Raw genomic sequence first — 14723 nt, forward strand, 5'->3', positions numbered from 1 at the left:
GATGTTATATAGTTTACACGTTAAGAACCTTGCTCTTATCAAGGAGCAGGAGATCGAGTTTTCCAAGGGCCTTAACATTCTCACCGGTGAGACAGGCGCAGGTAAGTCTGTCGTCATCGGGAGTGTTAACCTGGCTCTGGGAGGAAAGGCAGATGCTTCGCTCATCAGAACCGGCGAGGAGTATGCCCTGGTAGAGCTGGTTTTTGGAGTTGATAATAAGCTCCAGATGCAGCGCCTTAAGGAGATGGATATTCCTGTAGAGGAAGACGGAACCCTTATCCTGCAGCGAAAGATAATGCAGGGAAGAAGTGTTTCAAAGATCGGGGGAGAAAGCGTTTCAGCAAGACAGCTGAAGGATATCTCTAGTATTCTTATCAATATTCACGGTCAGAATGACCATCAGGAGCTTCTCCACAAGAAAAAACATATTGAAATTCTGGATGATTACTGCGAGTCTGAACTGGCAGGTCTTTTTGCTGAGCTCGCAGCTAAGTATTCTCATATGAGAGAGCTGGAAAAAGAGCTTTCTGAGACCGATATTGACGAGAGTGCAAGGATCAGGGAGCAGGAGCTTTTAGAGTATGAAATAGGCGAAATCGAGGATGCAGCTCTGGTAGCCGGAGAAGACGAGGAGCTTGAGAGCAGCTATCGCAAGATGGTAAATGCCCAGAAGATATCGGGGGCGGTTTATCAGACAGCTGCCATGGTAAACTCTGGAGACGGTGAAGAGAGCGCTTCTGATATGGTTGGAAGAGCGGTAAGGGAGCTATCAAGTGTGGTTGCCTATGACGAGGAGCTTGAGGATCTTCTTTCGCAGTTATCTGATATTGAGAATCTTCTCACGGATTTCGGACATTCCATTTCGGATTATATTTCTGACCTGGAGTTTGATGATGAGAAGTTCAGGACAACAGAGGACAGACTCAATACGATAAATCATCTTAAGGACAAGTACGGCGGCAGTATAGAAGCCGTTCTTAAATACATGGAGGAAAAGAGTGAGAGGCTGGATGCTCTAAGTGATCTCGGGGCTCACAGAGATAAGCTCACAAGGGAACTTGGTGAAGAGAAATCGAAAGCTCTTTTACTGTGTAAGAAAATCTCTGATGTCAGGAAGAAGGGGGCTAAGGGGCTCTCTGAGAAACTAAGGGCTGCGCTCATTGACCTTAACTTCCTGGATGTAAGGTTTGAAATTGATGTCAGAAGTGACGAGGAGAAGATAACTTCAAGGGGCTATGATGATGTGGAGTTTATGATCTCCACCAACCCCGGAGAAGCGCTTCGCCCTCTTGATCAGATAGCAAGTGGTGGTGAGCTCTCGCGTATCATGCTGGCTCTTAAGACAGTAGTGGCTGACAAGGATGACATCAGCACTCTGATATTTGATGAGATAGATGCCGGAATCAGTGGTAAGACGGCCTGGAAGGTTTCTCAGAAGCTTGGCGAGTTATCACGTGAACACCAGATAATCTGCATCACACACCTTCCACAGATCGCTGCTATGGCGGATACTCACTTTATGATCGAGAAGGGGCTGGAAGACGGCAGAACCGTCACCGGAATTCACAGCCTTGACGAGGAAGCCGGCATTAAGGAGCTTGCAAGACTTCTTGGTGGCGATACCATCACGGAAGCGGTTATAACCAATGCGCAGGAGATGCGCAAGATGGCTCTTGATACTAAAGAGAGTCACAGATAATGAGGTTTAGAGATGACAATTGACAATGATGATCTTTTGAACAGCATAATGGCTTCTCTTGGGAGAATAGAGACAATCTCTTTGGATGAGATTCCAAATATTGATCTTTATATGGATCAGCTGACTTCTTTTATGGATGAGAGACTGAAAAAGACAACCCGTCATCCCGGAGAGGACAAGATCCTTACCAAGACCATGATCAATAACTATGCCAAGAATGATCTGCTTCCTCCGCCTGTTAAGAAGAAGTATTCCAAGGATCATCTCATTTTGCTTATAGTTATTTACTATCTCAAGAGTATTCTGTCGATCAACGATATCCAGACTCTGATAGAGCCCCTAAAGCGCAGGTTCTATGGGGCAGAGGACAAGCTCGATCTTTCAAGGATATATGAGACTCTGTATCAGCTTCAGGAGGAGTCTTTGGAGCCTGTTAAAGAGGATATCAGCAAGAGATATGAAAGGGCTATGCAGACCTTTGACGATCCGGACATTACTGATGAAGAACAGAAGAAGATGCGTCTTTTTTCATTCATAACTCTCCTTAGCTACGACGTTTATGTCAAAAAGCTGCTCATAGAGAAGATTCTGGACAACATGACAGAAAATGATGATAAGCCGGACAACAAAAAAGAAAAGAAAACCAAGGATAAGAAGTAATGGGAATTTATGATACACTCAATTCGCAGCAGAAGAAAGCAGTGCTGCAAACTGACGGACCGGTGCTTATTCTGGCCGGGGCAGGTAGCGGTAAGACCAGGGTACTGACCCACAGAGTAGCTTACCTGATTGATGAATGCGGGGTTAACCCCTGGAACATAATGGCCATCACCTTCACCAACAAGGCAGCAGGTGAGATGAGGGAAAGAGTAGATAAGATCGTGGGCTTTGGTGCCGAGAGCATCTGGGTTTCCACTTTCCACTCAAGCTGTACCAGAATACTCAGAAGATATGCAGACAAGATAGGCTACAGCAACAATTTCACGATTTATGATACGGATGATTCCAAGGCACTTATGAAGGATGTCTGCAAGAGATTCCAGCTGGAGACTCAGCAGCTCAAGCTCAGAAATATAATGGGCATCATATCCAAGTGCAAGGACAATCTGGTTAGCCCTGAAGAGTATGCTCTTTCAGCGGGTAACGATTATATCAAGACAAGAGTTTCCAAGGCATATACCGAGTACCAGCTGGCGCTTAAGAAGAACAACGCCTTTGATTTTGACGATCTTCTGATGAAGACCGTTGAGCTTTTTAAGAAGAATCCTGACATTCTTGATTCCTACCAGGAGAGATTTAAATACATCATGGTGGATGAGTATCAGGACACCAATAATGCACAGTTTGAGCTCATAAGGCTTCTTGCTGACAAGTACAGAAATCTCTGCGTTGTAGGTGATGACGATCAGAGTATCTACAGATTCAGAGGCGCCAACATCAGGAATATCCTGGACTTTGAGAAGGTATATCCCGATGCTACCGTTATTAAGCTGGAACAGAACTATAGATCAACACAGCAGATACTTGATGCTGCCAATGCAGTTATCAGCAACAACTCAGGGCGTAAGGCTAAGGCTCTTTGGACTGATATCAAGGATGGGGAGAAGGTACACCTGAGGGAGTTTGATACTGCTCAGGAAGAGGCTGAGTATATAGCCTCAGAGATTGGCAAGCTCAAGAGGAATCATAAGCTTTCCTATGATGAGACAGCAGTTCTTTACAGGACCAATGCCCAGTCCAGACTTTTGGAAGAGAGATTCGTTTACGAGGGTATTCCTTACGATATCGTAGGCGGCACAAACTTCTACTCAAGACGTGAGATAAAAGACCTTCTGGCATATCTTAAGACCATTGACAGCGGACTTGACGATATCGCAGTCAAGAGGATAATCAATGTTCCCAAGAGGGGAATAGGAGCAACAACCATAGATAATGTTCAGGCCTATGCTGATGAGAGGCAGATCAGCTTCTTTGAGGCTCTGTGCGAGGCAGACCAGATCATGACTATATCACGCGGAAGCGCTAAGCTTACGGATTTCGTGACCATGATCAGGGCTTTCAGGACCAAGAGTAAGACTTTCTCCCTGGAAGAGCTCCTTAAAGATGTCATTGACGTTGTGGGATATATGGATTATCTTAAGACCCTCGACGATGATGACGACAGCGGAGACAACGACAGAGCAGCCAACGTAGACGAGCTTATATCCAAGATCGCTGCTTATGAGGAAAACGAGGAAGTTGAGCAGCCTACTCTTACGGGATTTCTGGAAGAGGTGGCTCTTGTTGCCGATATAGACAGAATCGGAGAGGACAATGAGAAGGTCCTTCTCATGACACTTCACAGTGCAAAGGGACTGGAGTTTGAGAACGTGTACCTGGCCGGAATGGAAGAGAATGTCTTCCCAAGTTATATGGCGCTTCAGTTTGAGGACTCGGATCCTGAGGGAATTGAAGAGGAGAGAAGACTTGCGTACGTGGGCATAACACGAGCTAAGAAGAATCTTACTCTTACAGCGGCAAGGCGCAGAATGGTAAGGGGCGAGACCCAGTACAACCGTCTCTCAAGGTTTGCTCAGGAGATACCGGATGAGCTGCTTGATCGCAACAAGCCTTTAACAGCAGCTTCCTTCCTGTACGAGGGCGGCGAGACTATTGAGGATGACTTTGACTATTCATCAGGCGATGACTACTTTGATGGCGGATATTCGGGAATCAAGCCTGCTTTTGCAAAGGGACTGGCTAAGAGCGCGTCCAAGAGCTCTTTTGCCAATGGAAAGTCAGAACTGGCAAACACCTATAAATTGAAGGCTAAGCCAAAGCCTAAAGTAACTAAGCCCAGAGCAGTTCCGGACAAGCCATATATAGCCGGCGCAGGTGCGACTCATGCTAAGGGTCAGCTTGCAGGTATTTCCAAGGGAATGCCTATGAAGGCAGAAACTCCCGACTATGTTGTAGGCGACAGAGTATCCCATGTGAAGTACGGAGAGGGCACAGTTACAGGCCTTGAGCAGGGCCCAAGAGACTACAAGGTAACGGTAATGTTTGACGGACCGGGCCAGAAAGTAATGTATGCCGCTTTTGCAAAACTTAAGAAAATATAAGCCCGATACATGTTATAATATTTACATCAAATCAATTTTTAGGAGGGGTTACAAATGGAAGTAAAATCTAAAATCGAAGACTTAATTGAAATGACACGTATTAACGAGCTCCTGGATAAGAGAGAGGCAGCAAATGCCAAGAAGCCTTCCAACGTGATCCTTTGGGCACTGGCAGTACTCGGAGCAATTTCTGCAGTAGCAGTTATTTCATTCCTTGTATATCGCTATATGACTCCCGCGTTTGAAGACGATTATTACGATGATGACTTCGATGATTTCGAAGATGACTTTGAGGACGAGGACTTCATCAGAGAAGGCTAAATTTTATTGTGAAGAAAAAAGATATTATCGAGGGAATTGTAAAGAAAGTAGAATTCCCCAACAAAGGAATAGTTGAAACCTGTGAAGGGAAGGTCATCGTAAAGGGTGTCCTTCCCGATCAAAAAGTATCTGTCCAGATAACAAAGCTTAGGAAGGAAAGGGCAGAGGGAAGAGTAGTGGAGGTCCTTGAGGAGTCTCCCGATGCTCAGGATAGTCCCTGCATACACTTTGGAAAGTGTGGCGGATGCAGCTATCTTACCATGCCCTATGTCAAGGAGCTTGGACTTAAGGAACAGCAGGTCAAGACACTGCTTAAGCATGCCATGGACAGACAGGAAGGCAAGTTTACCTGGGAGGGTATCAAGACCAGCCCGGTTAAGTTTGCGTACAGAAATAAGATGGAGTTCACCTTCGGTGACGACTCCATAGGAGGCCCCCTTTGTCTTGGTATGCACAAGAGGGGCAGTTTTTATGATATCGTAACGGTTTCAGGATGCAGAATCGTTGATGATGACTATAAGGCCATTCTCTCAGCAACTCTGGACTACTTTGCCCCGATGTATGAGAGGAAGGAAATCTCTTTCTATCACAGAATGAAACAGGTGGGTTATCTTAGGCACCTCCTTGTAAGGAAGGCTGTTAAGACCGGAGATATCCTTGTGGACCTTATCACTACATCTCAGGAAGAGCATGATCTGTCAGGCTTTACGGAGACTCTTTTATCTCTTAATCTCACCGGCAGAATTGCAGGAATCCTTCATACCAGGAACGATTCCCTTGCTGATGCGGTAATTGACGAGGGCACAGAGATCCTCTACGGACAGGACTTCTTCTACGAGTACCTGCTGGGACTTAAGTTCAGGATCACTCCGTTCTCATTCTTCCAGACAAATAGTTTGAGCGCTGAAGTGCTTTATACTACGGTAAGAGGATACATCAGAAGTTTATATGATCAGAAGAAGATCAGCCAGGATGAGATCATCTACGACCTGTACTCAGGAACCGGCACTATTGCACAACTCCTTGCTCCTGTTGCAAACAAGGTCATAGGTGTTGAGATTGTGGAAGAGGCTGTCGAAGCAGCCAGAGAGAATGCCAAGTTAAACGGCCTTGACAACTGCGAGTTTATCTGCGGAGATGTCCTTAAGGTCCTTGATGAGATCGAGGACAAGCCAGATTTCATCATCCTTGATCCGCCTCGTGACGGCATAAATCCCAAGGCTCTTCAGAAGATCATCGGCTATGGTGTTCGCTACATGATCTACGTTTCCTGCAAACCCACATCCCTCGCCCGCGACCTCGAGATACTTCAGGACGCCGGATATGAGATGACTAGGGGCGTTGCTGTGGACCAGTTCCCGTGGACAAATCATGTAGAAACTGTCGTTCTCTTGACGAAGGCAAGCGGCAGCGAAGGATGAGTGCTGTGAGCGAGGTTGTTCCGGAGAGATAACATTTATATGATTAATTTGCAGTCCGCCGTTCTTGGCGGACTGCTATAATTCTATTTTTTCTTAGAAATTGGCAGTGGCATTTTCAGTCTATTCACTGCTGATATTTCCAAAAATCAATTTATGGCAAGTTGTAATTTTGAGGTGAATTCTGCTTTTTTCTTGTATTAAGAGTTAAAGAGTGAAGAAATGCTGGAAAACCTGTTGCTTTGAAGAATTTCATTGATTTCAACCGGTGTTTTTAGTTGTAAATCCTGTTGAAAATAGCGATTTTATCAATTCCAACAGATGATTTTAGCTGGAACAACCTGTTGGGAATGATAATAATATCAATTTCAACAGGTACAATTAGATGCATTTACCTGTTGGAAAAAGTAAGTATAGAAAATTCAACAGGGCAGACACTCAAATAAACCCTGTTGATAACCATAAATAACTCAATTACAACAGGAAGAAGCTGAGAAAATACACTGTTGAAATTAAGAGAAATAAGGAAATCAACAGAGTGATATGGATCAAGCATAAGCAAGTAAGTGCATACAAAAAGAATACATTGGAGTGATCAAAAAAATAACATCAAAGAAAAGAAATAGAAATGAACAGAAAGGAACAGTAGGAATTGCAAGGATTAAAAGAATTACTGGTAAAGGAATCAAAACGAATTAAAGAAATCAAAAGAACAGTTGATGAAAGGCTCAAAGATGTTCCGAATGGAACACTTAGAATAACGACGGCAAAGAAACAAGTCCAATATATACAATGTAAACAGGTACAATGTACGGAGACAAGTGATAGACAGGAATTCAAATTGTCCTATATTAAGAAAGATGATCTGCCATTAGCCAAACAGCTTGCTCAAAAATCATATGACCAGAAAGTCAAAAAGCTTGTGGATAGGAGAGAAAAGCAACTTGAAAGGCTGGTCAAAGAGTATAATGATGACGAAATTGTGGCTATCTATAACAGTTTGAATGACAAAAGAAAAAGTCTAATAAAGCCGGTAGAGCCTACTTATGAACAGCGCCTGGCTGAGTGGAAATCAGTCCCATATGTCGGCAAAAGCTTTGAAAATGTTAAAACTGAAATCTACAGCAAGAAGGGCGAGAGAATGCGCTCCAAATCTGAGAAATTTCTTGCGGATATGTTCTATGACATGGGCATTGAGTATAAGTATGAATGCCCATTGTATCTAAAGGGATATGGTATAGTTTATCCCGATTTCACATTGTTAAGCAAAAAGACATTTGAAGAAATATACTGGGAGCATGAAGGAAGAATGGATGATGCTGAGTATGTCGAGAAGGGTATCAGGAAAATCGACCAGTACACAAAGAATAATATCATCCCCGGAAAGCGTCTGATCCTCACATATGAGTCATCAACCTATGCGCTCAATACTACAATTGCAGAGATGCTGATCAGAGAACATTTGCTTTGAAATCAGTGCCTTGAATTTTCGTCAGATAAATGGTAAAGATAAAATACAACAGACAGCGTGGATATATGAAGTAATAAAGGAGAACATCCATGACAAAACTAAACAAGAAGTTTCTTTCAGTGATTATGTCAATTACACTTATATGTGCAACTATCACGGGCTGCGGAAAGGCAAATACTGAAACAGTAGAAAGTGGAGACGCACAAAGTGATGCTTCAGGGCTTCCAATGGATTCATCGGTAATGACCCCATGGATCAACTCAACAATCCTCGGTATGGTCACAGAGGATGTTAATGCTGATCTTAAGGATGATTTTTACCTTAATGTGAATCATGACTGGTTGATGAATGCTAAGTTGCGCCCGGGATATCCAACCGAAATGCCTCTTCTTGACGCCGCCGATATTGTAAAAAACAGATGCATGGATATGCTTACAGATACAAGTCTTACAGGCGAAGATGCAGAAAAAATACAGAATTACTACGAACTATGGCTTGACTGGGAGGGACGAAATGAAACAGGTATCGACCCGATTATCCCATTTGTGCAAAAGGTAAGAAATGTTTCATCTCTTGATGAAATGTCAAAAGTTCTGGTTTCAGAAGAAAACTTCAAATGGGGAGTCAGTCTGGCAACGGTAGACCTTTCGCTGAACAGTGAGAACTCCATTCTCTACGAGGTTCAGATATCTCCTACAGCACTTTCACTGCAGGATTCTGCTGAATACAAAATCCTCACAGAAAATGGAAAACGTAAACAAAAGGCAAACAAAGAAACAGCTGGCTATATGCTTGGCAGAGTTGGTTTTTCCAAAGATGAGATAGACAAAGCTTTGCAGGATATGTATGATTTTGAGGCCAAGCTGGCAGAATATGAAAAGAGTGTTTTGGAAAGAAGTGACCCGACTTATGTAACGGCTTCTGTTAATCCTGTAACCATGAAGGATATTGAGACTCTTTCTCCCAATTATCCCTTAGTAGAGTATATGGAGAATTATGGCTGGTCAAAATCCAAACTTATCAATCTAAGCGAGCCGGAGTGGCTTAAGGGTTTAAATGAGCTTTATACAGAGGAAAATCTGGAGGGCATTAAGGCATATATCCTTGTCCATAGCATCGTAGCTTACATAAGTGTCATTGATGAAGAAGCATATCGCGAGTATCAGAGAATAAGCAATGAGGCTTCAGGTACAACTGAGAGTATGCCGGATACAGAACTTGCTTATTCTGATGCCAGGGAAAAGTTTCCGGGCAGCTTTGGACGCATTTATAAGGAAAAGTATTTAACTGAAGAAATGAAACAGGAGATCACAAAGCTATGCCAGGATGCTATTGACGCTTATGATAATATGTTTGACTCTGTTGACTGGCTTTCAGAAGAAACCAGAAAAGAAGCCAAAAATAAGCTTCATAAGATGAAGATAAATGCTGTCTATCCTGATAAGTGGGACGATGATTCTATCTATGTAGTTAAGTCAAAAGAAGAGGGTGGAACACTTTTGCAGGCGATACTTGATTATGGTGAAGCGTTACGAAAAGATTCCTTAAGTCGCCTCAATACCACAATCGACAGGGATATTTGGATGGTTGACATGCTTGATACAAATGCGTTCTATAATCCAATGGACAACTCCATCAATATAATACCGGGATTCTTCTGTGATGTTACTTATAGAAGTGATATGTCTTTGGAAGAAAAATATGGAGCACTTGGCAGTGTTATAGGCCATGAAATCTCCCATGCTTTTGATACTAACGGTGCTCAGTTTGATGCAGAGGGTAACCTTAATAACTGGTGGACGGACGAAGATTATGCAGCATTTAAAGAAAGAGCTGACAAGCTTGTGGCGTACTACGATAAGGTTGTAGCCTTCGATGATGGCACAGCGTACAAGGGACAGCTTGTACAGACAGAGGCTATAGCAGATATGGCAGGCTTAAAATGCATGCTAATTATGGCCGGCAAAATAGATGGCTTTGACTACGATAAGTTCTTTAGGGCAAATGCACATTTGTGGGCAAGAGTCGGAACAGTTGAATACATGGAGGCGGCTGTACTTTCTGATAAGCATCCGCTTCATTATTTGAGATCCAACGTTACTTTGGCTCAGTTTGATGAATTTGTTGATTGCTATGACATTAAAGAAGGTGACGGTATGTACATGGCACCTGAAGACAGGATTGCAGTATGGTAGAATACTCCAAATACATACTGATTTTTTAATTGCCAGGAGTCATAAAGAGGAGGATAAGTATGAATGCAAGAGAGTACCTGGATATTTTACATGTGGCAGAGAGGTTAAAAGATACACCTCGCCATTGCACAACCACAAACCGTAGAACCGAGAGCGTAGCTGAACACAGCTGGCGAATCTCGCTCATGGCATTTCTTTTAAGGCATGAGTTTCCTGAACTGGATATAGATAAGGTTGTAGATATGTGCCTTATCCATGACCTTGGCGAATGCTTTACCGGTGATATTCCTACTTTCATCAAGACAGATGACGACAGAGAAGTTGAGGATTCTCTTTTAAACAGATGGGTACAGTCCCTGCCGGAAGAATTATCAAAGGATATAGCTGACCTCTATAAGGAAATGGACGCACAGGAAACAAAGGAAGCAAAGCTCTATAAGGCTCTGGATAAGCTGGAAGCTCTTATTCAACATAACGAATCACCTATAGATACCTGGTCAGAGAATGAGTATGAGCTTAACAAGACCTATGCATTTGATACAGTGTCTTTTTCCGAATGGCTCACGGAACTGAGAAAGGCTGTGCTTGACGATACTTTGAAAAAGATTGATGAAGGGAAATGAAACACCATGGAATTGAAGAGGCTATCAAAGCACATATGGTATATGTCCTTTGAAGAGGAAAGAGATCGTCCGAACCTCGGTTATGTCAAAGGTGATAATTACAGCATAGCGATTGATGCAGGCCACTCAGCTGCACATACAAGGCAGTTTTATGATCTTTTGGAAAAAGAGAACCTCCCACTTCCGAGTATGACAGTAATAACCCACTGGCACTGGGATCATACTTTTGGAATGCATGCAGTAAACGGACTGTGTCTTGCTAACGAAAAGACAAATCAGTATCTTGCTACATGGAAAGAAAAGATAGAGACAAACGGTCCCGGTGAATTTCTGTCTATGAATGAAAGCATCAGAAAAGAGTATGAAGGGAATAAGGAAGTAATAGTAGTTAAGGCTGATATGACGTTTTCCGGTGAAATCACGTTTGACCTTGGAGGCTGCACTGTCAAAGTTATGCAGACAGAAGCTCCTCATACAGATGACTCAACAGTGATTTACGTATGTGAGGATAAAGCTCTTTTCCTTGGGGATGCTACCTGCCCACAGTTCCCAAACGGTGCAAAGGATCCGGCTCTTAGCAGAAAACTTGCCGATACGATAAGGGAGATCAATCCTGATATATGCGTGGAAGGTCATTGGGTACCGGTAGAAACCGATGATACACTTGCAGATTTATTAATGCATTGACAACACTCTATGTCCGCGATATCATAGCAAACAATAAACCGATAAGGAGCACTTATGAATCAGCGCTATATGTATAACTACATGGAGATTATGTATAGACATATTCGCTTATAGCTGGATTTATCCACACAGCTGTGAGCCGATAGGTCTTATCTGTCTGTGCGGTTTTTCGTATATGATGATTTATGAAAAGCACAGGGCAGATTGTAATCTTGCTGATGTGCTTTTTTGTTGCATAAGACCGGCAAGAAAATGGATGTTTGCAAAAAGGAGGAACATGAAATGGGACTAGAGGGAAAAGAGCTTGAAGAGTTATATCTGAGACAGTACTCAGGCGCAGGAGAAGAGTATCGTTTGTTTAGTACAAAAGTAAATGAAACAGAGTACAGATTGACCATGCACTACCTCCATAAATTTCTAAAACCCGGTGACAGGATCATAGATATTGGCGCCGGCTGCGGAGTTTACACAAATGCTCTGGCTAATGAAGGTTATTCAATCGATGCGATAGACCTGCATCCGGACAACGTTGCCAGAATGAAAGAACTCTTTAAAGATGCAAATAACATAAACGTGCATCAGGGTAATGCGCTGGATTTGAAAGAGTTTAACGACAACACCTATGACCTGGTACTTGAGCTGGGCCCTGTCTACCATCTTCATAAGACACCGGAGAGAGTAGCAGCGATAAAAGAAGCTGTAAGAGTAGCTAAAAAGGGTGCACCGATATTTGTAGCATTTGTACTTCAGGATGCTCCGCTTATACAGTACATATTCCAGCATGAGAATCCGGCTGAAGAGATAAAGACAATAGGCTACGAAAGGGACACAGCCAGAGTCACAGACAATACCGGTTCATCCATATACCTTGATACTATACCCACAATAGATGAACTGACAGAGCTGGTGCTACAAGAAGTACCTGTCACAAAAGGGCCAAGATTTGCTCAGGATGGACTCTCACATGTCATCCGGGATTCAGTAAACAATATGTCGGAAGCGTCCTATAACGAATGGCTTCAGTACCTGATAGCAACGGCTGAAAGGGCTGATCTGATGGGCTATTCCAACCATGTTGTGCAGGTTTTCATCAAGAAATGACGATGGCTATTTCTTGTGAGCTCCATGGTTATCGGATATAATTGAATAATGGTCCCTAGGGACGGGGGTTAGGGACCATTTTTGAGCCCTAGGGACGGAGTCAGGGGCTCATTTTCGACCGGTATGAAACAAGAGGAGAATTAAAGTATGGCGGGACAGATTACGCACATGGAAGTAGCGTACAAGCTGATAGACAGATTGGGGATTGCTGAGGGGAAGGCGGAGTACATACTCGGCTCGGTGGCGCCTGATTCGGTGCACTTTGACGAGGATTATCTGAGCAAAAAGATTCATTCCCATTTATTCGAGAACTGCGGACCATGGGGAGATACGCAGAACTACGATAACTGGATCATAAATATAAGAGCCTTTTGGAACAAATATGTGGTAAAAGAAAATGATAATATCCGAAAGGCATTCTACATCGGAATAGTCGTGCATTGTCTCACAGACTATTGGAACGATCTCCTGATCTGGCGCGCTCTACAAAAAGAGATGATTCCGCCGATGACCTACGAGGAATTCAAAGAAGCATATTACCCTGAATCAAACAGAATAGACAGATGGCTCTATCAGAACATAGATGACGCCGATGAGATAATGAGACTTCTTGAAGACTCAAAGGCGGAAGATTTCGAGGACTATGTTAAGGCCACGTGCATGACGAAGATGAAAAGACATCTCATAGACGAGCAGTACAATCTTCCTGATCCTATTGATGTGTCCGGACATAAATTCTATAAAGCAGATATGATGCGCAGGTTCGTGGGCGAAGTCCCGAATCGGGTTTTCGACCAGATAAAAGAGTTTGGAGACAGCTCTCCGGTTCAGATGCTGCTTATAAATGATGACTACCTTGGACATGTAGAGACGCTTCGTCATGCTTGCAGAGGAATACTTGTAAGGGATGGAAAAGTTCTTTTGTGCCATGAACCAAAGAGCGGACTCTACATCATCCCCGGCGGTGGAGTGGAAGGTCATGAAAATTACGCTGATTGCTGTGAGCGCGAGATGCTGGAGGAGACCGGATTCAAGACGAGAGCCATAGCAGGATATCTTGATATTGAGGAGCTCTTTGACGTGTGGAGACACATAAATCATTACTACGTATGTGAGCTCATAGAAGATACAGGGGTTCAGCACCTTACGGAAGCAGAGAAACTTGCTGGTTACACCAATGCATGGGTTCCGCTTGAACAGGCGCTGGAGATATTCGGTAAATACGAAGACTACCATGACAAGGATATAGCAATTTACGGGCTTTACAGGCGCGAGCTGACTGCGCTTAATGAGTATGAGAAGTTCATCTCAGGAGGAAAGCGCAATGGATAACAGGTCTTTTGACTCAAAGAGAATAGCGCTTGGTTACGCCAAGCGCCCGTGGCTTCACAAATCTGTGACAGAGCAGCTGCTGCGCGACTGCAATCTTGACGCAGCATATAAATTCAAGAACGGCCTCGACGTCGGCTGTGGAGCTGGTTTATCTACTAAGGCACTTCGTCTTATCTGCGACAAGGTAACCGGAACCGATATTGCGGACTCAATGGTAGAAGTGTGTAGAGATATTTATGGAAAAGACCTTTCGTATTCTTTTTACGCTTCAAAGGCCGAGGAGACAACAGTCCCCGAGAACAAGTACGACATAGTAACCGCCGCAGGCGTTATTAACTGGGTTGATGAGAAAAAGTTCATGGCAAATATGCTAGATGTCATGGAAGATGGTGGCCTACTCGTCATATATGATTTCGGAATAACCGACAGAATGACCGGGAGCGATGCCTACACCACATGGTATCAGAACGAGTATCTAAAGAGATTTCCTAAGCCTTTCAGAAAAGAGAATAAGTGGACTCAGGCGGATCTGCCTGAAGGTTTCACCATGGAGAAGCAGACTGAATATGACATGGAGTATACATTTGACCTTGAATCATTTGTTGATTTCATGCTGATCCAGTCAAATGTGAATGCGCAGATCGAGGGTGGAAATATAACAGCTGATGAGGCCGGAGAATGGATAGAGATGTCTCTTGCGCCAATATTTGAACAAGGTAAAAAGAGCCTTATCTTCCATGGCTACAGCTGGTACATAAGGAAAAACAATCATTAA

Annotated in this window: 12 protein-coding genes; all 12 read left to right on the plus strand. The window is 43.4% G+C overall.

Annotated features, from left to right (window positions below; translation table 11 throughout):
- Position 1 precedes the first annotated feature (1 nt).
- Positions 2-1699 (plus strand): DNA repair protein RecN, encoded by a 1698-nt coding sequence (gene recN / locus G632_RS0107380; RefSeq protein WP_022768379.1) that lies wholly within the window; start codon positions 2-4, stop codon positions 1697-1699.
- A gap of 12 nt (positions 1700-1711) precedes the next feature.
- Positions 1712-2359, plus strand: a complete 648-nt coding sequence (locus G632_RS0107385; protein ID WP_022768380.1) for a DUF1836 domain-containing protein — start codon at positions 1712-1714, stop codon at positions 2357-2359.
- A complete protein-coding gene (locus G632_RS0107390; RefSeq protein ID WP_022768381.1) occupies positions 2359-4800 on the plus strand; it encodes an ATP-dependent helicase in 2442 nt (813 codons plus the stop codon). The genes G632_RS0107385 and G632_RS0107390 overlap by 1 nt, the downstream gene beginning before the upstream one ends.
- Before the next feature lie 54 nt (positions 4801-4854).
- Positions 4855-5121 carry a hypothetical protein gene (locus G632_RS19240; protein WP_022768382.1) on the plus strand — a complete coding sequence of 89 codons (267 nt, stop codon included), beginning with the start codon at positions 4855-4857 and terminating at the stop codon, positions 5119-5121.
- An 8-nt stretch (positions 5122-5129) separates the two neighbouring features.
- On the plus strand, positions 5130-6542 hold the full coding sequence (gene rlmD, locus G632_RS0107400; RefSeq protein ID WP_022768383.1) for a 23S rRNA (uracil(1939)-C(5))-methyltransferase RlmD: 1413 nt from the start codon (positions 5130-5132) through the stop codon (positions 6540-6542).
- An 838-nt stretch (positions 6543-7380) separates the two neighbouring features.
- Positions 7381-8010, plus strand: coding sequence for a hypothetical protein (locus tag G632_RS0107405; protein WP_051154901.1), 630 nt, complete (start codon positions 7381-7383; stop codon positions 8008-8010).
- Positions 8011-8099: 89 nt separating this feature from the next.
- Positions 8100-10205, plus strand: coding sequence for a M13 family metallopeptidase (locus G632_RS0107410; RefSeq protein ID WP_022768385.1), 2106 nt, complete (start codon positions 8100-8102; stop codon positions 10203-10205).
- A 59-nt stretch (positions 10206-10264) separates the two neighbouring features.
- Entirely contained in the window at positions 10265-10828 is a 564-nt protein-coding gene (locus tag G632_RS0107415; RefSeq protein ID WP_022768386.1) for an HD domain-containing protein, read from the plus strand.
- 6 nt (positions 10829-10834) lie between these two features.
- On the plus strand, positions 10835-11515 hold the full coding sequence (locus G632_RS0107420; protein ID WP_022768387.1) for an MBL fold metallo-hydrolase: 681 nt from the start codon (positions 10835-10837) through the stop codon (positions 11513-11515).
- Positions 11516-11797: 282 nt separating this feature from the next.
- A complete protein-coding gene (locus G632_RS0107425) occupies positions 11798-12616 on the plus strand; it encodes a class I SAM-dependent methyltransferase (RefSeq protein ID WP_022768388.1) in 819 nt (272 codons plus the stop codon).
- 147 nt (positions 12617-12763) lie between these two features.
- Positions 12764-13948 carry an NUDIX domain-containing protein gene (locus tag G632_RS21955; RefSeq protein ID WP_022768389.1) on the plus strand — a complete coding sequence of 395 codons (1185 nt, stop codon included), beginning with the start codon at positions 12764-12766 and terminating at the stop codon, positions 13946-13948.
- Positions 13941-14723, plus strand: a complete 783-nt coding sequence (locus G632_RS0107435) for a class I SAM-dependent methyltransferase (RefSeq protein ID WP_022768390.1) — start codon at positions 13941-13943, stop codon at positions 14721-14723. The genes G632_RS21955 and G632_RS0107435 overlap by 8 nt, the downstream gene beginning before the upstream one ends.

This window comes from Butyrivibrio sp. NC2007 (assembly GCF_000421405.1).
In the GTDB taxonomy this organism is placed as follows: Bacteria; Bacillota; Clostridia; order Lachnospirales; family Lachnospiraceae; genus Butyrivibrio.